Source organism: Vreelandella lionensis, assembly GCF_002087295.1.
GTDB classification, from domain to species: Bacteria; Pseudomonadota; Gammaproteobacteria; order Pseudomonadales; family Halomonadaceae; genus Vreelandella; species Vreelandella lionensis.
In genome coordinates, this window is record NZ_MWVI01000034.1 from 15,804 (window position 1) to 35,783 (window position 19,980).

The 19,980-nt window shown below is 50.2% G+C and carries 14 protein-coding genes, 1 tRNA gene and 1 other RNA gene; all 16 read left to right on the top strand.

Features of this window, described 5'->3' with window-relative positions; genetic code table 11:
• The first annotated feature begins 81 nt into the window (after positions 1-81).
• Entirely contained in the window at positions 82-1,014 is a 933-nt protein-coding gene (locus tag B4967_RS04135) for a choline ABC transporter substrate-binding protein (protein ID WP_083023763.1), read from the top strand.
• A gap of 103 nt (positions 1,015-1,117) precedes the next feature.
• Positions 1,118-1,194: transfer RNA gene (locus tag B4967_RS04140), tRNA-Met, on the top strand.
• Between the two features lie 45 nt (positions 1,195-1,239).
• Positions 1,240-1,336, top strand: an RNA gene (gene ffs, locus B4967_RS04145) — signal recognition particle sRNA small type.
• Positions 1,337-1,459: 123 nt separating this feature from the next.
• Entirely contained in the window at positions 1,460-1,804 is a 345-nt protein-coding gene (locus tag B4967_RS04150) for a TnsA endonuclease N-terminal domain-containing protein (RefSeq protein WP_083023764.1), read from the top strand.
• The gene (locus B4967_RS17730; RefSeq protein ID WP_139794398.1) at positions 1,740-2,090 is read left to right on the top strand and encodes a hypothetical protein; all 351 of its coding nucleotides are present in this window, start codon (positions 1,740-1,742) and stop codon (positions 2,088-2,090) included. The genes B4967_RS04150 and B4967_RS17730 overlap by 65 nt, the downstream gene beginning before the upstream one ends.
• Positions 2,087-3,970: a Mu transposase C-terminal domain-containing protein gene (locus tag B4967_RS04155; RefSeq protein WP_083023766.1), complete on the top strand. Its 1,884-nt coding sequence runs from the start codon at positions 2,087-2,089 to the stop codon at positions 3,968-3,970. The genes B4967_RS17730 and B4967_RS04155 overlap by 4 nt, the downstream gene beginning before the upstream one ends.
• Positions 3,967-4,986 (top strand): TniB family NTP-binding protein, encoded by a 1,020-nt coding sequence (locus B4967_RS04160; protein ID WP_083023768.1) that lies wholly within the window; start codon positions 3,967-3,969, stop codon positions 4,984-4,986. The genes B4967_RS04155 and B4967_RS04160 overlap by 4 nt, the downstream gene beginning before the upstream one ends.
• Positions 4,987-5,132: 146 nt before the next feature.
• On the top strand, positions 5,133-5,450 hold the full coding sequence (locus B4967_RS04165; protein WP_009095642.1) for a helix-turn-helix domain-containing protein: 318 nt from the start codon (positions 5,133-5,135) through the stop codon (positions 5,448-5,450).
• A 57-nt stretch (positions 5,451-5,507) separates the two neighbouring features.
• Positions 5,508-6,107: a DUF1819 family protein gene (locus tag B4967_RS04170; RefSeq protein WP_083023770.1), complete on the top strand. Its 600-nt coding sequence runs from the start codon at positions 5,508-5,510 to the stop codon at positions 6,105-6,107.
• Between the two features lie 162 nt (positions 6,108-6,269).
• Positions 6,270-6,893: a DUF1788 domain-containing protein gene (locus tag B4967_RS04175; RefSeq protein WP_207953571.1), complete on the top strand. Its 624-nt coding sequence runs from the start codon at positions 6,270-6,272 to the stop codon at positions 6,891-6,893.
• 113 nt (positions 6,894-7,006) lie between these two features.
• Entirely contained in the window at positions 7,007-10,690 is a 3,684-nt protein-coding gene (gene brxC / locus B4967_RS04180; protein ID WP_083023778.1) for a BREX system P-loop protein BrxC, read from the top strand.
• A 53-nt stretch (positions 10,691-10,743) separates the two neighbouring features.
• Positions 10,744-11,841, top strand: a complete 1,098-nt coding sequence (locus B4967_RS04185) for a PDDEXK nuclease domain-containing protein (RefSeq protein WP_083023780.1) — start codon at positions 10,744-10,746, stop codon at positions 11,839-11,841.
• Between the two features lie 177 nt (positions 11,842-12,018).
• Positions 12,019-15,693, top strand: coding sequence for a BREX-1 system adenine-specific DNA-methyltransferase PglX (pglX, locus tag B4967_RS04190; RefSeq protein ID WP_083023782.1), 3,675 nt, complete (start codon positions 12,019-12,021; stop codon positions 15,691-15,693).
• Positions 15,694-15,738: 45 nt separating this feature from the next.
• Entirely contained in the window at positions 15,739-16,875 is a 1,137-nt protein-coding gene (locus B4967_RS04195) for an SIR2 family protein (protein WP_207953572.1), read from the top strand.
• A gap of 226 nt (positions 16,876-17,101) precedes the next feature.
• Positions 17,102-19,198: an ATP-binding protein gene (locus B4967_RS04200; RefSeq protein ID WP_083023783.1), complete on the top strand. Its 2,097-nt coding sequence runs from the start codon at positions 17,102-17,104 to the stop codon at positions 19,196-19,198.
• Between the two features lie 90 nt (positions 19,199-19,288).
• On the top strand, positions 19,289-19,980 hold a 692-nt coding region (locus B4967_RS04205; protein WP_139794399.1), incomplete at its 3' end, for a DUF262 domain-containing protein.

Here is a 19,980-nt window from a genome sequence, read left to right on the forward strand (position 1 = left end):
GTATGCCTGATCGCTTCTCACCTCTGCGTCTGTTGTTTGCAGAGCGTGTGTCAATAAAACAGATCATGAGGGAAGAGCTTTATGAAACAAGTAACAACGCGTCGTTTGGGCACTTTATTCATCACCGCTTTTTTACCAGTCACGGCGTTTGCCAATGAATGCAGTAGCGTTCGTTTTGCTGAGGTGGGTTGGACAGACATAACGGCAACCACGGCGCTGGCCAGCGAAGTGCTCGAAGCGCTTGGCTACGAGCCCCGTGTGGATACTGTCTCGGTGCCCATCGCTTATGCAGGTATGCGTAATAACGATTTTGATGTGTTCCTGGGTAACTGGATGCCTTCCATGGCTTCGATCAGCGACCCGTACATTGAGCGAGGGGAGGTTGAGCGTCTGACCGCCAATCTCAAAGGTGCTAAGTACACTCTCGCCGTGCCGCAGTATGTGTATGACGCTGGCGTGACTTCTGTTAACGATTTAGCCGAGCATGCAGAACAGTTTGAGCAGCGCATTCACGGCATTGAAGCAGGTAATGACGGTAACGAGCTCATCCAGCAGATGATTGATGATGACGCCTATGGGCTAGGTGACTGGCAAGTAGTTGATTCCAGCGAGGCGGGTATGCTGGCGGAGCTAGGCGCACGGGTTCCGAATGAGAAGTGGATGGTGTTTCTGGGCTGGGAGCCGCATCCGATGAACAGTAACTACGAGATGGCGTATCTCTCCGACGCGGATGATTATTTCGGTCCTAACTTAGGTGGGGCGACGGTTTACACGAATACCCGCGCAGGGTTTGTGGAGTCCTGCCCGAACGTCGGTGAGTTGCTGAACAACATGACATTCACGCTGGAGATGGAAAACCAGCTGATGAGCGCCATCATGGACGAGGGTGTCGAACCTCGCGAAGCGGCGCGTACGTATCTCAATGATCACCCGGAAGTACTCGAGGCTTGGCTAGAAGGCGTGACCACGCGTGAAGGCGAAGAAGCACTGCCTGTTGTCAAAGCAGCGCTGTAAGCCCGTTTGCGCTTAGTGAGTCGCACGATGAAAAAAGGCAGGCCGTTTCGGCTTGCCTTTTGTCACTCATATAGGCATACTCTGCACCCGCTGATGTCGAAAAGGCTACGTAGCTCAGCTGGTTAGAGCACATCACTCATAATGATGGGGTCCCCTGTTCAAATCAGGGCGTAGCCACCAATCAGCGCAAGTATGTAGTTCATAAGCATACGACTATGGTGGCCCCTTAGGTCCTCCCGCAACGCTAAACTGCGAACCCCGCCAGGCCCGGAAGGGAGCAACGGTAGTGGTGGCTGCGTGTGCCGGGATGTGGCTTTTGGGGCCGCCTCCATTTCTGTCGTTTCTCCTTCAAAGTGGCACAAACTGTCCTGCTGTTGTCATTTTTTGCCTTTTCTCGTGGCATAACCTACTTTTGTAGTAATAAAACAAAAATAGGTGTACTGCCATGTATACCCGTACCTTGCGTCCTTCTCCCGTCAAGCACATCTATAAATTTGCCAGTCACAAGAATGGCAATGTCCAGACTGTTGAGTCCTCCCTCGAATTTAATGCCTGCTTTCATTTTGAATATGCCAACGAGGTAAGTTCCTTCGTTGCTCAGCCAGAAGGCTTTTATTATCAATTTGAAAACAGGACTTGCTCTTACACACCCGACTTTGAGCTTTTCTGCCGCTCAGGAAAGAAGGTGTTTGTTGAAATAAAGCCACCTCCAGAAGCTTTGAAGCATGATTTCATCCAGCGTTTTACCGCTAAAAAAAAGGCGGTTGAAATGCTGGGCAAAAGGAGCTAATCTAGTCACTGATCATCAAATCAGTTCAATTCCAAAACTGAGAAATCTGAAACTAATTAACCGATATGCAGGGCTTTATACTGAGGCGGTATCTCGTAAAAAAATTCACGAATTGATAAAGAAGTCTCATGGTTTAACTATTGCTGATATTTCTGAACTGTGTGGTGCTGACTCAGCTGAGGTCTTGGTTGACGTTATGTGGTTAGTTGCTTCGGGAAAAGTTCTCATAAATATTGATGAAACGTTTGGATATGAATCTCTAATTTGGGTTGGAGGTGGGCAATGAGCATCGAATTTTTTAGTGATGAATTCCCAGGCTTCCAAAGTGGGGAAGCATCCGCAGTTGTAGATAGACAATATCTAAATGCGCCTGAGCGCCTTTCTTATATTTCATTTGATTCCTTAAGCAAAAGCGTACAAGAGGAAGCGTATTATAAGTATAAAGTTATCGTTCTAGTTAATGAGCATCTCCAGGGTGGGTGGACGAAAAAGAATATTGAACCACTTTTAGACTCGTTGTTAGAGCAAGGCCATATTGAAAAAAAGCCATCATGGAGAAGTGTTGCAAGATGGCATAAAAATTACGATCAAGACATTGGGCCAAAATCATTGGTTTCTGCGAAAGGACTAGTGAAAAACGCTGGAAATTCAAAAAGAGATGATGCGGATTTTTATAAAAAAGCTGTGGAAGAAAAGTTTCTCAAAAGAGAGAGGCCGCATGTATCTACCGCTTATTATCACTATTTTAACAATATACTACTATATAACAGGGCGCACCCTGATAATGCTATTGAACCTATTACAAAATCTGCATTTTACAAACGTGTAAAGAAAATTTCTCCCTACGAAGTAGAGGTAGGGCGTTTTGGTAAAGCTGAGGCCGATAAAAATTACCGTGTTGTGAATAAGTTTTCCGCGGCAGAACGTGTGATGGAGCGCGTTGAGATTGATCATACACCTCTCGACTTGATTTTATTAGACGATACATTGCTCATTCCTATAGGAAGGCCGTATTTAACAATCTTAATAGATTGCCATAGTAGGTGTATAATTGGTTTTTATCTTAGCTTTCAGGAGCCAAGTTATAACTCAATAAGAAGCGCAATCATGAACGCGTGTTTAAGTAAAGAAGATGTTGTTGAAAAATATCCAATGATTAAAAAAGATTGGCCGTGTCAAGGTAAAATTGAAACGCTAGTTGTCGATAATGGAGCTGAGTTCTGGTCAAAAAATTTAGAATTTTTCTGCGCATCAGTCGGTATAAACATTGAATTTAACCCTGTGGGTAAACCTTGGAAAAAACCTTTAGTTGAAAGGTTGTTTTCAATTTATAATTCTAAGTTTGTGAAAGAAATACCTGGCACTACTTTTTCTAATGCCCAACAGTTAGCTGGTTATAAACCTGAGAAAGATGCAATCCTTCCGTTTTCCTATTTTATTGAGCTAATGCATATTTGGATAATTGATATTTATAACCAGTCGCCAGATAGCAGGATGACGAGAATACCTGCATTATCTTGGGATATTAGTTGTAAAAAGTATCCTCCTCCTTTATATAGTGGTTTTGAAGAAAAAAAATTTAAAATTGAAGCCTTTCCTACTGAACTGTGTACTCTGCGAAGAGGGGGAATAAGCATTGATAGAATCGATTATACTAATGAAGAGTTGGTGGAGTATCGTAAGATTACCCCACCGCCACCTGGTAGCAAAGTAGTGAAGGTTGTTGTTAAGAGAGATCCAGACGATGTCTCTTACATATATGTTTATTTGGTAGAAAAAAAAGAATATATCAGGGTTTCTGCTGTTGACCCAGATCACTTATATGATGGGCTGAGTGTTTTTCAGCTAAAAGTAAGACGTAAATTACATCGTAATTTTATAAATTCGAAAACTGATTATGTAGGTATTGCGGAAGCTGAAAAATTGATTGACGATAGAGTTTGTGAAATTGCAGAGGAAGTGTCCGCTTCAAAGAAAAAAATTAAAGGAACTAAAAAGGCGGCGGCTTATTTTGGAATATCAAGTGAAAACCCTAGCTCTATCATAGATGGCTTTACTAGTAGGGAAATAAGTGATATCGAGAAAGGAAATAAGTCACACAGTGATGTAAATCCAAATGACGAAGAATGGAAAAGAATTTCTGATGATTTGGAGCCCTACTCATGAATATGTTAATGAGTAACGAAAAATTAGAGCAGCAAATTTATTTCAAGAATTGCTATGTCAAGCATTCGTCTGTTGCAAGAGCCATAAGTTCTTTAGAAATTCTGAAAGCTAATCATGCTCTAGGGGGAGAACAACAGTGTATGTTAATAATAGGAGACCCTGGTTCAGGAAAGAGTAGGCTGGTTCAAGAGTTCCAATCTCAATATCCAGAGTATGTTGAAAATGGCACCGTTATTAAGCCTGTGCTTGTTTCAAGAATTCCAAGTAAACCAGATGTTGAAAGCATGTTGATACAGCTCATGATGGATTTAGGGCAATTCGGAGCTGATACTAGGCGAGAGAGGAGGCGGGAGGCGGGTCTTGCTGAAGCATTAGTTAAGATGTTGAAAAAATGCAAATCTGAAATTATAATAATTAACGAATTTCAGGAGTTAATAGAGTTCAAGTCCGTTGAAGAAAAACAAAGAATAGCTAATATATTAAAGTTGGTAAATGAAAAAGCAGGTATTCCTATAGTTCTTGTCGGTATGCCTTGGGCTGCTGAAATATTAAATGAGCCCCAGTGGGCTTCACGCTTGATGTGCACAATAGAATTGCCTTATTTTAAGTTTTTCAATTTAGAAGACAGAATTGAGTTTACACGTTTTATTAAGGGCTTAGCGTCTAAAATGGGTTTTAAAAAAGCCCCTAGTATTCATGTTGATGAAATTTTGTTCCCTTTGTTTTCTGTTACACGAGGCGAAACAAGGCAAGTGAAAAGAGTGTTAGAGGGCGCGCTTTGTGTGGCATTGTCACAAAATGATAGCACTGTTCGTAGGCAACACTTTTTAGAGGCATGCGATAAATTTTTTTTAGGGGCGGATAACCCTTTTGAGCTTGAGTTAGAAGATGTTCCGATTAGTGAAGTTTCGAAATACTCTTCATATAACCGTTATTCAACTGTGGAATCTGAAACATTTGTTGCGACACAGTTTACTCGTAAAATCCCAACGCGTGAATTATTTTCAAAAAATTAAACAATTATTCAGATGTCTCATTTCGGTAAATAACAATACGGGCACTTCTAAAACAATACCATTGCATTCTTGCTAAGAATCTCTTAGCATATTTTTGTGTCATCTTGCGCTAGCCTAGCGGCTTTCCAAGTAGCGATGGTGTTTTCATGGACAGTCCGCTTCCAGATCGCTTGAGAGCCGCCAGGCAAGCAGCGGGTATGACACAAAGGCAGTTGGGTGAATACCTCGGCATGGAGCCGAATTTGGCGAGTGCGCGTATGACGCAGTATGAAAAGGGGCAGCATGCGCCCAATTTCCAGTTGCTGAAGAGGCTTTCAGAGGCACTAGAGGTGCCCATTCCCTATTTTTTCTGCGAAGACGATACCGTGGCAGAATTGATTCTTGAGTTAGATAAACTCGACCCTGCAGAACGCCAACGTTTGTTGGAACAGCTTAAAAAGGGCAGTGCGCCTAGCGAAAGCTGATCTCGTTACTGATCAGCTGCCTGCAATTCCAATGTAATTGACCTTGATGAGCACCTTTTGACTTCTTTCAGCTACAATTCTGACCTGATCGGCGGTGGTCTGATGGTGCGCGAAAGCCGTGCCGTTGCCGATTTGCTGCTCTCTAATGCTGATGAAAGGCAGTGGCACCAGGCAATCATCGTTGATAACCGCCTCCAGAAGAACCGTCCCGCCACTGCTAAACGTGCAGGTCAAGCTATTCGTAAGCGCTTAGAGAAGCTGGAGCCACCTTTTTGGCAAGCGCTACGTGATGGCGACGACCAGCTCGCCACACAGGTGTCTTTCTGTGCGGCGATGGCACGTAACCTGCTATTGGTGGAGTTTCTTGAAAGTGTTGTCGCCGATGCGTTCTTAACCCAGACGGAGGCGCTTCAGGCCTATCAGTGGGATGAGTTTTTAGCTGAGCGTGCCCACCGCGATGTAGCAATAGCAGGGTGGGCCGAAAGCTCGAAACGTAAAATGGGGCAGGTGGTGTACCGTATGTTGGCCGACGTTGGCGCACTGGCGTCCAGTCGCTCGCGCAAGTTACAGCCCTTGTTGCTGCGTCCAGAAGTAAAAAGCTTGCTTGAAACCTACCAGCACGTCCGCTTGAGTACCTGTTGTCGCTTGCTAAGATAGGTGCCCATAGTACATGCCTGCTTGTCAAAAGCCGTGGCTTCTTCAAAACGCGACTAAGTAGATCTTGCAAGCTATGTAGCTGGCGGCATAGTCTTGCTCAATCAGCCGTTTGCATTAGAAAACCTCTCGCATCCAACATGCTAGACACAGGGACGCATCCGCATGTCACAGAGTGATCAGTACCCACCCCCCAGCGGCTTTAACCACCACGAGGATGACCAGCTTCGGGCGCGTTTGAACCAAGTCGCTGAGAAAATCACGCGGCCCGATTTTTTAGCGGGCCAGGGGTTGGGTAATGAACTGGGCTTCTGGATTTTCGATTACGCCCCAGAGCATGAATTCCAGGTGCGTGCCTACCTGAACTTCCTCCCCTCATTAATGGCACGCCAGCACCCTGATATCAAAATGGCGCAGGTCAATCTGCTGGAAGTGCTAAAGGATTACCTGACTGAGCGCGGCTTCCTGGATAAAGCCATTGCCATGCAAAAAAGCAAAGGCGATGCGGCACTGCTCAAAGCGCTACGTGGGCCGCTGCACATGGACAAGTTCGCCCCATACCTTATCCGACACTCTTTGTCGCATGACCCCGATATTGTGCTGCTTACCGGTGTGGGTAGCCTATGGCCCATGGTGCGTGCGCACAGCTTGTTAAATGCCCTACACGGGCCGCTTGGCCATAAGCCATTGGTACTCTTCTACCCAGGCCGATACGACGGACAAACGATGTCGTTGTTTAAGCAGATCAAAAGCAATAACTACTACCGTGCGTTTGCGCTTGTGCCCTAGCGCAACGGATGACGTCATGCCGTATATTATGTTCGCTTGGTGAGTAGTGGTCTTTGATATCGCTTTACCTCTCAGCCTGAAACACCCAGGGTTCAAACATTTACAGGACAGATATGCACATTCAAGAGCTCTTCCTCAAACCGCTCAGCCGGTCAATCAACGGCGTGGTCAAGGCCGACCAGCGTGACCAGGAAACCGTCTACCAAGAGCTGGATGAGTATGTCGTCACCAACGAGTTAGAAAAGCACTTTCGCGCTTTTTTTGAATCTTACACCACCCCTTTAGATGACCCTTCCATCGCCAACCGCGTGGGCGTTTGGGTCAGCGGCTTTTTTGGGTCGGGTAAATCGCACTTTTTGAAAACGCTTTCTTACCTACTCGCCAACACGGAAGCGTTTGATGCCAGCGGCCAGGCCAAGCGAGCCGCCGACTTTTTTGATGAGCAGAAGCTGATCGATAGCTCTATTCGGGCTGATATCGACAAAGCCGTTCGTGAGCCGGCCCACGTGGTGCTGTTCAACATCGACAGCAAGGCCAGCTCGAACGACGATGGCAACCCCATCCTCAACGTCTTCTTGCGCGTGTTTAACGAGCACCAGGGCTTTAGCTCCGATTACCCGCATATCGCCCACATGGAACGTCACCTGGAAAAACGCGGCGTGTATGAGCGCTTTAAGCAGGCCTTTAACGAAGCCAGCGGCGTGGTGTGGGAAGAGGAGCGAGACGGCTATCAGTTCTACCAGGATGATATTGAGCAAGCGATTGGTGCCGCGCTCGATCTCTCTCCTGAAGCGGCGCATAAATGGTTTGAGGAATCCGAAACCAACTTCAGCGTCTCGGTAGAGAACTTCTGCCACTGGGTAAAAGAGTTTTTGGAGTCGCAGTCAGCGACCCAGCGCATGGTGTTCATGGTCGATGAAGTCGGCCAGTTTATTGGCAGCGACACGCGCTTAATGCTGACCCTGCAAACGCTCACCGAAAACCTCGGCACGATCTGCGGTGGTCGCGCCTGGATCGTCGTGACGTCTCAGGCGGATATGGACGCCGGACTAGGGGAGATGACCGCGTCAAAAGCCAACGATTTCTCCAAGATCGCCGGGCGCTTTAAAACCCGCTTATCGCTCTCAAGCTCCAACTCCGATGAAGTGATCCGCAAGCGCCTATTGGTGAAAACCGACCCAGCACGCGCCGAGCTGGAAGGCGTGTTTGAGGCCAAGGGCTCGATTCTGCGTAACCAGCTGACCTTTGACCGCTCCGGCCCCACGCTGAAAAATATCGAAGGCGTCGAGAGCTTTATCGCCAATTACCCCTTTGTGCCATACCACTTCCAGCTGGTGCAAAAAGTCTTTGAGGAGATCCGCAATGTAGGGGCGACCGGTGCGCACCTGGCCTACGGCGAGCGCTCCATGCTCGATGCGTTCCACATGGCCGCCAAAGCCGTGCAGGAGAAAACGATTGGCGCACTGGTACCGATGCACTGCTTCTACACAGCAGTAGAGGGCTTTCTCGATACAGCGGTAAAACGCACCATTGATCAGGCCAGCGAAAACCCCGTGTTAGAGGCGTTTGATGTCGAAACCCTGCGCACGCTGTTTATGATCCGCTATGTGGATTTGGTCAAAGGCACGGTCGATAATCTAGTCACACTCTCGCTGACCCAAATCGACGATGACCGTATCGCCATTCGGGAGCAGCTGGAAGCCACCCTGGCACGGTTGGAAAAAGAGAGCCTGATTACCCGCAACGGCGATGAGTACCAGTTCCTCACCAATGAAGAGCGGGACATCACCCGTAAGATCAAAGCCACCGAAGTCACCAGCAGCGACGAAAACAAGGAGCTTTCCAGCCTAATCTTCAAAGACCTGCTTCGCGACCGCACCAAATACCGCTACCCGGTCAACAAAACCGACTACAGCATTGGCCGTTACCTGGATGGCCACACCCTGGATGGCCGCTACCAGAGCCAGCTACGGGTAGAGGTGGTCTCACCGCTCGACGTGGAGTACGTTCAGCTAAGCGAAGCGGGCTGCATTCACAAAAGCGGCGATAACGGCGGGCAGGTGCTCATCAAGCTGCCTGACGACAAGCGCTTTACCGATGAACTGCGCACGCTGCTAAAAACCGATAAGTTTATCCGCCTGAACCTATCGGCCAACGACCACAGCGTGGAGCGCATTCTGGCCGACCGTGGCCGTGAAAACCAAGAGCGCAAAAAGCGCCTGCGGGTGCGTTTAGAAGAGATGCTGCTGGATGCGGATGTCTACGCGCTTGGCCAGAAGCTCGATCTCAGCCGAGGCCAGCTCAACAGCCGTTTAGACGACGCCTGCCGCTACCTGCTGGAAAACACCTACAACAAGCTAAGCCAGCTCCCGGTGCTCAGCCGGGAGCCAATGCGCGAGCTGCAGGCCGTATTAACCGCCGATGACCTGGGCACCCAGAACCTGAACCTAGACGGCGAGGAGGGCAACGCCCAAGCGGTGAAAGAGGTAGAGCAGTATATTTCGCTACACGGTGGCGAGCCGGTGCCTTTGAACCCGCTGATTGAGCGCTTTAGCAACCGACCCTTCGGCTGGCCGGAAGGCGAAACGCTGCTGATTCTAGGCCGCCTACATGCCGCTGGGAGCGTAACCTTCCATACCGCTGGCCCCGCGCTGAGCGGTAAAGAGGCGTTTGAGCTACTCAACAACGCCCGCCGCCGCAGTGAAGTGCGCCTCCAGAAAAAGCGCCAAACCGAAGACGCGGTGCTCAACAAAGCCCGCAACCTCACCAAAGAGCTATTTGGCCAGCTAGGCCCCACCAGCGAAAAAGAACTGTTCACCTATTACGTAGACCGCTTATCCCACTGGCGGCGCGAGCTAGAGGCGTATAAAAGCAAAACCGACGTGGGCAACTTCCCTGGACGCAACGCCATTGATAGCTCACTGCGCGAAGTGGAGCGCCTGCTGCGCCTGGACGATAGCTTTGATTTCTTCAAAACCATTGCCAGCCAGCAAGATACGCTGCTCGATGTGGAAGAGGACTACCGCGATCTCAGTGACTTCTTCACCAAGCAGCTGACGACCTGGCAACAGCTAGAGCAGGCGCTTAACCGGTTTGCGGTGAACCGCCTAGAGCTTGAGAAAAACACCCAGGCCCAGCAAGCGCTGGCCGAGTGTGAGCGTATTTACCGCGCCGACGCCCCCTACGCCATGCTCAATAAAGTGGATGGCCTGGTACGCGCGCTGGATGAGATTAACAGCGGCCTGGTGGAGGAAAAACGCCAGCACGCCATTGCCCGTATCGACACGCGCATTGCCAAAGTAAGCGCTGAAATAGCCAAAAGCGGCATTGGCCCCGCCGAACTCAGCAACCGATTGCTGCACCCGCTGCAGCAGCTTAAAGCCTCCGTGAATCAGTCGGTCAGCATCGCGCAGATCTACCAGCTGCAAACCGAAACCGCCGTCGAGGAAGAAGAAGCCAGCCTGGAGGCACTGCACAACGCCCAGACTGAAGCCGCCAAGCGGCAGCCGCCTGCGCCTGCGGGAGAGGCCACAACACCAGCGCCCAGATCAGAGAGCCCCAAACCAGCCACACAGACGGCACCACGGGATACAACCTACGGCCCGCACACCGCAACAGCCCCGGCAGCGGTGAATGCCCCCAAACCCGTGGCAAGGGTGCGTGTGAGCGACGTACTCAGCCGCGTGCATAGCGGTGTGTACCTGGAAAGCCAAGCGGAAGTGGATGCCTTTATGGACGAGCTGAGAAAAGAGCTGGAAGGGGCACTTTCAGCGGGCAAACGGGTACAGGTGCGGTAGCGCCTGGATAGGTTGGTTGGCAAAAACAGCAGCGTTGCTAAAAGGAGTGCCGCATGACACATAGCCTTTCTACCCGCGCCGACTATCAGGCCTGGCTGAGCAGCATTAAGCAGCGTGTGCAGTCTGCTCGTATGCGGGCAGCACTAGCGGCGAATGGCGAACTGATCGCACTCTACTACGAACTGGGCGCTCAGATTGTCGAAAGGGAAACCCAGGCACAGTGGGGCAGTGGCTTTATTAACGCTTTCAGCAACGACCTACGCCACGCGTTTCCAGAGGTCGGTGGGTTTTCTCCCAAAAATCTGCGCTACTGCCGAGCTTTCTTCCGGTTTTACTGTGATCCTGCAATTTGGGAACAGGATGTTGCCAAATTGGACGACACGCCCTGGGCCGGTATAGATGCCGATCGTGCTGGTTTACTGGTCCAAACGCCCTGGGGGCATAATATCCAGATTTTCAGCAAATGTGCTGACCTAAACGAAGCCGACTTCTACCTCACCCAAACCCTGGAACATGGCTGGAGCCGTGACGTGCTGGCCCTGCAACTCAAGTCGCGGCTGCATGAGCGTACCGGCAAGGCGGTGAGTAACTTTTCCCGCACGTTGCCAGCCCCCCAGTCGGATCTTGCTCAGCAAACGCTCAAAGACCCCTATACCTTCGACTTTATGTCTCTGACCGCGCCTTATAACGAGCGTGACGTAGAGCGTCAGCTCACTCAGCATATCACCCAATTTCTACTGGAATTGGGTAAGGGCTTTGCGTTTATCGGTCGCCAGTACGCCCTCGAAGTAGCTGGTAACGACTACTATCTCGACCTGCTGTTCTATCACGTCACCCTCAAGTGCTACGTGGTCATCGAACTCAAGAACCGACGTTTTATCCCGGAATACGCAGGTAAACTGAACTTTTACCTGTCGGCGGTGGACAGCCTACTCAAGCGCGACGATGACCAACCCACCATTGGCCTGTTGTTGTGTCGGGATAAAAATAACATCGAAGTCGAGTTTGCTCTACGCGACCTGAATAAGCCCATGGGTGTCAGTGAGTACAACCTGGTTGAGACCTTGCCAGACAACCTCAAAGGCTCGCTGCCCACCGTAGAGGAAATTGAACAAGATTTACGGCAGCTACAAGAGGGAATGGATGAATAACTGGCTGGCAATACCGTTTTCCATTAAAAGCAATGGGTCAGTGACCTAGTCACCGACCCAGTAAGCAGCACAGCTAGCGTCAGTCCAGTAGATGGCTAGCAAGCCTAGAACAGTCACGCACAGAAAAACCAGAACACCTCGGCCAAGCCACGCAGGCGGCCCGATAAGGAATTCACCATGTACACCGCCAACATCAAAAAATACGCCCCCAAAGCCCGCGCCCGCTTTATCGACACCATGACGCGCCAGGCGGCCCGTGTGGGCATTAGCCCGGATGGCAAAGGTGGCGCTGTGATTGCCCCCCTGGAGCAAAAGGGCGATGTGTTGGTGATGACCGCCCAGGATGGCCAAACCCACACCGTGCCCGCCCACCGGAAAGGCGCACGGGAAGCGCTGGCCGCGTGGGTGCAGCGCGATGGCTTTACCCAAGCGATAGAGCAGGCCGCCTATAGCTGGTTCAACCGCCTGTGCGCCATTCGCTATATGGAGATTCACGGCTACCTAGACCACGGCCGCCGCGTTTTAAGTGGGGCAGGGGGCGAAGCCGGGCAGCTCCAGATTCTGGAGGAGTGCTTAGAGGTAGATTTACCAGGGCTAGACACCGCCCGCGTGCGCGAACTCAAGCTCGACGGCACCCAGGAGGAAGCCCTCTACCGCGAGCTGCTGCTGGCCCAATGCCACGCCCTGCATGAGGCCATGCCGTTCCTGTTCGAGCCGCTGGACGACGCCAGCGAGCTGCTGCTGCCCAACAACCTGACCAAAACCGACTCGCTCATCCGTGAGCTGGTCGAAGCGATTCCCGAAGCCGACTGGCGGGATGAAGAAGTGATGGGCGGGCTTTACCAGTTCTACATCAGTGAGAAGAAAGACCAAGTGATCGGTAAGGTGGTGAAAAGCGAAGACATCCCCGCCGCCACTCAGCTGTTCACCCCCAACTGGATTGTGCAATACCTGGTGCAGAACTCGGTAGGCCGCCAGTGGCTGCAAACCTACCCCGCATCAACGCTCAAAGCCGAGATGCCGTACTACATCGAGCCCGCCGAGCAGGAGCCCGAGGTGCAGGCCCAGCTGGACGCCATCACCCCGGCCAGCATCGATCCCGAGAGCATCAAGGTGCTCGACCCCGCCTGTGGCTCCGGCCATATTCTGGTCGAGGCCTACAACGTGCTGAAGGCCATCTATGAAGAGCGCGGCTATCGCTCCCGGGACATCCCCAAGTTGATCCTGGAGAACAACCTGTTCGGCCTGGATATCGACGACCGCGCCGCCCAGCTCGCTGGCTTCGCGCTGCTGATGAAGGCCCGGGAAGACGACCGACGGATCTTCAGCCGTATGGGTGTAAACAAAGTGCGCCTCAACGTGATGGCCCTGCAGAGCACCCAGCACCTGGATGCCAGCGCCCTGTGGCGCGACCTCAACCTTACCGGCGACTGGCACCAGGGCCAGTCCCAGAGCCTGTTCGAGGGCGAGCAGAAGGAGCTCTCCAGCAACGACAACACCTACAAGGCCATCTTCGACCTGATCGAGCGTTTCCAGGACGCCAAGACCTTCGGCTCGCTGATCGAAGTGCCTAACAGCTTCGAAGCCCCGCTCAAGTCCCTGCTGGAAGTACTCACCGAGCTCATCGATAGCGGCGATACCATGCAGAAGACTGCTGCTAAGCAGCTGATGCCGGTTGTGAAGCAGGCGTGGGTACTGGCGCAGCGCTACGATGCGGTGGTTGCCAATCCGCCCTATATGGGCAGTAAGGGGATGAACAAGTCGCTGAAGGATTACGCTAAGAAGGCCTACCCCAATAGCAAGTCGGACCTATTTGCGGTCTTTATTGAGCATGGGTTCACACTGCTTAAGGAATACGCCTTCAACGCGATGGTGACCATGCAAAGTTGGATGTTCCTATCCAGCTACGAAAAGATGCGGCAGTCGCTGCTAGATGATCACACCATCGAAACCATGGTGCACATGGGCAATGGTGTGATGAAAATCGCGTTCGGAACCAATGCAACCATTTTTCGAAATCAGCATATCTCAGGAGTGAAAGGTTCATTTTCATATACTGATGTTAATGATATTGCTGATGACGGGAAGCCATTTGAATTCCCTGTAAAAAACGGACGGCTTAAAATGGTTGCCCCGGATGATTTTAAGAAAATCCCGGGAAGCCCGGTAGCGTATTGGGCGTCCTCCAAGCTTATCGAGGCCTATGAGAAAGGAGTCCTTCTCGGTGATATTTCCTTGCCAAGGCAAGGTTTGGCAACGATGGATAATGACAGATTCACAAGGATGTGGTTCGAGGTTTCATTAGACAAAACCCCGATGAAAGCCGAGAAAGGCAGCGACGTAAAGTGGTTCCCTTATAATAAAGGTGGCGATTTTAGAAAATGGTACGGTAACCAAGAGATGTTGGTGAACTGGAAAGGGGGCGGAGAAGAGATAAAGCACGTTGCAATTAATCGTTACGGCAGTGCATCAAAGCGCGTAGTAAATGAAAGGTATTACTTTGAACCCAGTGTTACCTGGTCAAAAATAGGAAGTGGGATCCCTTCTTTTAGGTATCAGCCTAAAGGAGCTATTTTTGATGTTGCCGGGATGTCTATATTCCCAGAACAGAATGATACATACAAGCTACTGGCACTGCTCAACTCTAATCTATCGTTAAGATTTTTTGAAATATTATCTCCAACTTTAAATCTTGAAGCTGGGCAAATTGCGTCGATCCCAGTCGTCGAGGTCAGCGAGAAGGTGGTTTCTATAGCCAGTCGATCTATCGAGCTAGAAAAAGATGACTGGGATTCGCATGAAATATCTTGGGACTTTTTAGGATTAAAGTTAGCGGGAATAAATGAAGGGCAGTCACTAGTTAATGAATCATTAAATAAGTTGCGAGATGACTGGCTTAAAATGGTTGGAGAGCTGGAGCAGCTTGAGATAGAAAACAACCGCCTTTTTATAGATGCTTATGGTTTACAAGAAGAGATGAGTCCGAAAGCTCCTCTGAAAGGAATTACACTGAACTGCAACCCCCATTATCGCTATGGCGGCAATCGCTCCGAAGAAGAGCTGGAAACTCTGCTCCAGTGCGACACCTTGAAGGAGCTGGTGAGCTACGCCATCGGCTGCATGATGGGCCGCTACTCGCTAGACAAGCTAGGCCTGATGCTCGCCAGCCAAGGCGACACCGTCCGCGACTACCTCGCCCAGGTCCCCGAACCCAGCTTTGCGCCGGATGACAACGCCATCATCCCGCTCACCGATCAGGAGTGGTTTCCCGACGACGCCACCAACCGCTTCCGCGATTTCGTGCGCACCGTCTGGGGCGAAGAGAACCTTCAGGAAAATCTCGATTTCGTCGCCGAAAGCCTTTGTTTGCACGCCATCAAGGTTAAGAAAGGCGAAGCCGCGCTGGAGACTATCCGCCGCTACCTCAGCACCCAGTTCTTCAAAGACCACCTGCGCACCTACAAAAAACGCCCCATCTACTGGCTGTTTTCCTCCGGCAAGCAAAAAGCCTTCGAGTGCCTGGTCTACCTGCACCGCTACAACGAAAGTACCCTGGCCGAGATGCGCACCGACTACGTCATCCCGCTCACCACCAAGCTCGCCAGCTACGTGGAAAAGCTAGAGCAAGACAAAGACGCCAGCACCTCCGCCGCCGAAGCGAAAGCGATTGAGAAAGAGCTAAGCAAGCTCTACAAACAACAAGCCGAACTTAATACCTTCGACGAGAAGCTGCGTCACTATGCCGACCAACGCATCTCGCTGGATCTGGATGATGGGGTGAAGGTGAATTACGGCAAGTTTGGGGATTTGTTGGCGGAAGTGAAGGCCGTGACGGGAGAAAAACCTCAGTAGGTTTTGGCTTAAGACCAGTGGTTAAAGTATAAGGAGAGTCATGGAATGAGTAGTGAAAAACACATATTAAAAGTCAGGGATGATGCATCTCCTATCAAATTTGAAGGTGATCTCTCCGTCGGAAAATTTCAGTGTGAAAACTATTCTGAGACATCTTGGCTGAACTCCAGAGATTTTGGTTACAAGGAGCTTCGGTCTCGTATTGAGCCATGGCTGACATCGTTGTTTCAAACGGAACACCTTTCTCTACTTGCTGGCTCTGGCTTGACCCATGCAATTCATTTCATTGCTGCTGAAAAGCCAGCTGCTGGCATGGACAGTGTTGACTTCATTTTCTCCGATAAAGAGATCAAGAAAGCTGCGCAGGAGTCTGCTGAACGATCTGGGCGAGATCAGGCGAATATCGAAGACCAACTACGTGTAGCAAATGAACTCCTCCGGGGCTTAGAGATTTTGGGGCAAACCAAGAATGCCGAAGCCGTGTCGGCTGATTTGGAAACAATAATTGGTGATTTTGGGATTTCAATCCTTCAAAGTGAGCGGAATATTGCTGAGGCTGGGGAGAGTGAAAGACAAGAGGCATGGAATACTCTCATCACTTTTTTGATGAGCTTTGCCAGCCGGACTGGCGTTCGTGATCGATTAAATATTTTTACTACCAATTACGATCGGCTGATTGAGGCAGGTGCAGAGGTCGCTGGTCTCCATTTGCTCGACAGATTCCTTGGAAACCTGATGCCCGTTTTTAGGTCCTCTCGGCTTGATCTGGACATGCACTACAACCCTCCCGGCATTCGAGGTGAACCAAGATATCTGGAAGGTGTGGCACGTTTTACAAAACTCCATGGCTCCGTGGATTGGATTCAAGCCGAACAGGATATCCGGCGTATCGGGTTACCATTTGGTGCTGAACAGATTAAGCCGTACCTGGATGCGCCTGGTTTGCGGGGTGTAGATGCGAACAAATTGATGATTTATCCCAACTCAGCGAAAGATAGAGAAACGGCTGACTATCCCTACGTTGAGTTATTTCGCGATTTTGCGGCTGCAATCTGCCGGCCAAACAGCACACTTGTGACTTACGGATACAGCTTCGGCGATGAGCATATCAACCGCGTGATTGCGATATGCTATCTATACCATCAACGCATCTTGTCATCATTTCCCGTGATGACAACCTAGGCCGTATCACCAAGACCTATGACGACCTCGGTCGGTCATCTCAGATTAGTCTGATGGTTGGTCCGGGCCTGGCCGATATACAGAAGCTCACAAAATATTTTCTACCAAAAGCGGCCATCGATAAGACGACATCCAGAATGTCAGAGTTGTTGCGTCAACGTTTCAACTCAGAGCAGCAAACATCAGAGCGTGATGAAGAGGGCGGTAATTCAGGGAGTGAGCAACCATGAGTATGAGCCCTATGGCCTATGCAGACTCTCTCATAATCGGAACCATCGATTTTGTAGCTCCCGATGAGATTAAGGTCTTGCTCAATATCGAGGCTCCGGACAACGTTGCCCTGAACACGGGCACGCCTCGGCCTTTCCCGAGAATAAATGGATACGTTTTGATTCCCAGCGATGAGGGTTACCTCGTTGCCCAAGTCGAATGGATAACAGTCGAGAGATCTCAATTTCCCAAACGCCGGGGCATGCAAGATTTTGGTTTGATCGATCTCCCGTACCCGCTCCGGAAAATGAGCCTGAATCCGATTGGCTCGTTACTCCAGGAAGACGAAGACAAGTTTTCATTTCGACGTGGTGTCGAGGCCTACCCCTCAGTTGGAAGCCCTGTACTGCTTCCCACACAAAATCAACTCAGATCAATTGTCGAGTCAGGAACAAACAAGCATGTGAAGATCGGAGTGAGCCCGTTGGCCGCAAACGCCTCGGTATGCGTTGATCCCGATCGTTTGTTTGGGAGGCACCTTGCCGTTCTTGGTAATACGGGCAGCGGTAAGTCATGTTCCGTAGCAGGGCTCATCCGGTGGTCGCTCCAAGCTGCAAGAAAGGCCCGAGACGGAGGTGACCCGAACGCAAGGTTCATTGTCCTCGACCCAAACGGTGAGTATGCAAACACCTTCAAAGATCTAGGCAACGTTCGTGTTTTTTCTGTGGAGGGCGATGAAGACCAAGAGATTCAGGCGCTTAAGGTTCCCATGTGGTTTTGGAATAGCGAGGAATGGAGCGCGTTTACCCAGGCCAGTCCAAGAGCGCAAAGGCCAACTTTGGTTCAAGCACTCCGCTCAGTAAGAGATGGGTCCTTTGAGGACGATGTGACCCCAAGTAATGAAATGCGGAGATATCTACGAACACTTGTTGGAATCATTCAGCAAGAGAAATCTTCGGGGCGGCCATGGTCAGGTCCGGGTCCGGTTAAGGGCTTTGTGGAGAGGCTTACAACTTGGCAGGACGCTCTCAGAACATCCGAAGACTACTCGGACGATGAGAATGAGTGCATTAGAGGTTTATATGGCTTGATAAGCACGTATCGCGGAACACGGCGTGCTGACTGGCCAGGGCCTTTTACCAAAGCTGAAATAGACGACTTACTAGGTCAAACAAAAGCCGCCCATTCAGCATTTGGTGGCAGCGATACCGATGTTCTTCCAATAGATGCAGATGTCCCACGCGAGTTCACCGGATCGGACTTTCTGAGAAGCCTTGAGGTAAACGCTGAGCAACTTAACGTTTCCGATTACGTGGAAACGATGCTGATGCGAGTGAGAACACTTCTAGGTGATAGTCGGATGAAGTCGGTATCCGGAGAGACAGACGGACTATCTCTGGCTGATTGGTTGAACGACTACATTGGGGCGAGTGATGCAGCCAATGGTTCAATTACAGTGATAGATCTGTCTCTGCTCCCAGTTGAAGTGGTGCATTTGGCGACGGCCGTTATTGCAAGGATGACGCTGGAGGCTTTGCAAAGGTACCGAAAAATTAACCAGGGAAAAATCTTACCCACAGCCTTGGTTATGGAGGAGGCTCATACCTTCATAAAACGTTACAACGCCGATACCGAAAACCAGAGTTCTGCTGCCATTTGCTGCCAAGTCTTCGAGAAGATTGCCAGGGAGGGCAGGAAGTTTGGCCTCGGGCTGGTTCTTTCATCGCAACGCCCCAGTGAGCTTTCACCGACAGTCTTGTCTCAGTGCAATAGTTTCCTCCTCCACCGCATAAGCAACGACAGGGACCAAGAACTGGTTCATCGCTTGGTACCAGACAATCTTCGAGGTCTTTTGAGAGATCTACCGTCACTACCTTCGCGGCATGCAATTTTGATGGGCTGGGCTTCGGAGTTGCCTGTGCTTGTGCAAATGAGAGCCCTTGCAGAATCCGAGCGGCCAACCTCCGATGATCCAGATTTTTGGAATGTTTGGTCTGGGTCTGAAGAGCTTGAGGACGGTAGCTATCAAGATATCCAGCGACCAGTGGATTGGGATTCGATCTCAAGGGACTGGCAGGAACGAAACGATAATGGTGAGAGTAGCCAGAGCTAAAACGGGATGATGGGCTGGCCAGTCCAAAATGGTCAAAGATTAATCTGGTAGCTAAACCATCGTAAGCAAAATCAATATAGTGGAGATACTATGTATCAGACAGGTGGCACCATCTCTTCATTAATTGACCAGGTGAGGAATAATGAATTAATACTCCCAGCGATTCAGAGGGAGTTTGTATGGAGACCTGATCAGATCTGCAACCTGTTCGATAGTCTACTTCAGGGCTACCCGTTTGGCACATTCCTTTTTTGGCGCATACAGCCTGATAATCGTGGGAAGTATCAGTTTTACGATTTTGTGACGCATTATCATCAGCGAGACAATCCTCATTGCCCGCCGCTGAAAGATCTTCCTGCTCGCGAGTTAGTTGCCGTACTGGACGGTCAGCAGCGTATTACAGCTCTGAATATTGGTCTACGAGGGTCTTACAGCCAAAAAATCCATGGCAAGTGGTGGACGAGTCCCGATGCGTTTCCTCTCAAGCGACTTTATATCAACCTACTGGGACAGCCTGAGGACGAAACAGGTAGCCGCTATCAGTTCGAATTCTTAACAGACAAGCAAGCTGGTGACATATCTGAGAGGGATTACTGGTTCCGTGTTGGGCGGATTCTAGAAGAAGACAGAGACGATTTGCACGATGAACTGAATGATGGGTGGGAAGGTGATAGAGAGTCCCTCAAGTCCGCTAGAAGTGTCCTTAGACATCTGATCACCACGATATTAGATAAAGATAAAATTGCTTACTATGAACCTGAATCCGTGAAGCCGGCGCCGAC

What these genes read in the sequence shown, in the direction of transcription:
- B4967_RS04135 (WP_083023763.1), top strand. Translation starts at nt 82, where the DNA reads ATGAAACAAGTAACAACGCGTCGTTTGGGCACTTTATTCATCACCGCT.
- B4967_RS04150 (WP_083023764.1), top strand. Translation starts at nt 1,460, where the DNA reads ATGTATACCCGTACCTTGCGTCCTTCTCCCGTCAAGCACATCTATAAA.
- B4967_RS17730 (WP_139794398.1), top strand. Translation starts at nt 1,740, where the DNA reads ATGATTTCATCCAGCGTTTTACCGCTAAAAAAAAGGCGGTTGAAATGC.
- B4967_RS04155 (WP_083023766.1), top strand. Translation starts at nt 2,087, where the DNA reads ATGAGCATCGAATTTTTTAGTGATGAATTCCCAGGCTTCCAAAGTGGG.
- B4967_RS04160 (WP_083023768.1), top strand. Translation starts at nt 3,967, where the DNA reads ATGAATATGTTAATGAGTAACGAAAAATTAGAGCAGCAAATTTATTTC.
- B4967_RS04165 (WP_009095642.1), top strand. Translation starts at nt 5,133, where the DNA reads ATGGACAGTCCGCTTCCAGATCGCTTGAGAGCCGCCAGGCAAGCAGCG.
- B4967_RS04175 (WP_207953571.1), top strand. Translation starts at nt 6,270, where the DNA reads ATGTCACAGAGTGATCAGTACCCACCCCCCAGCGGCTTTAACCACCAC.
- brxC (WP_083023778.1), top strand. Translation starts at nt 7,007, where the DNA reads ATGCACATTCAAGAGCTCTTCCTCAAACCGCTCAGCCGGTCAATCAAC.
- B4967_RS04185 (WP_083023780.1), top strand. Translation starts at nt 10,744, where the DNA reads ATGACACATAGCCTTTCTACCCGCGCCGACTATCAGGCCTGGCTGAGC.
- pglX (WP_083023782.1), top strand. Translation starts at nt 12,019, where the DNA reads ATGTACACCGCCAACATCAAAAAATACGCCCCCAAAGCCCGCGCCCGC.
- B4967_RS04195 (WP_207953572.1), top strand. Translation starts at nt 15,739, where the DNA reads ATGAGTAGTGAAAAACACATATTAAAAGTCAGGGATGATGCATCTCCT.
- B4967_RS04200 (WP_083023783.1), top strand. Translation starts at nt 17,102, where the DNA reads ATGAGTATGAGCCCTATGGCCTATGCAGACTCTCTCATAATCGGAACC.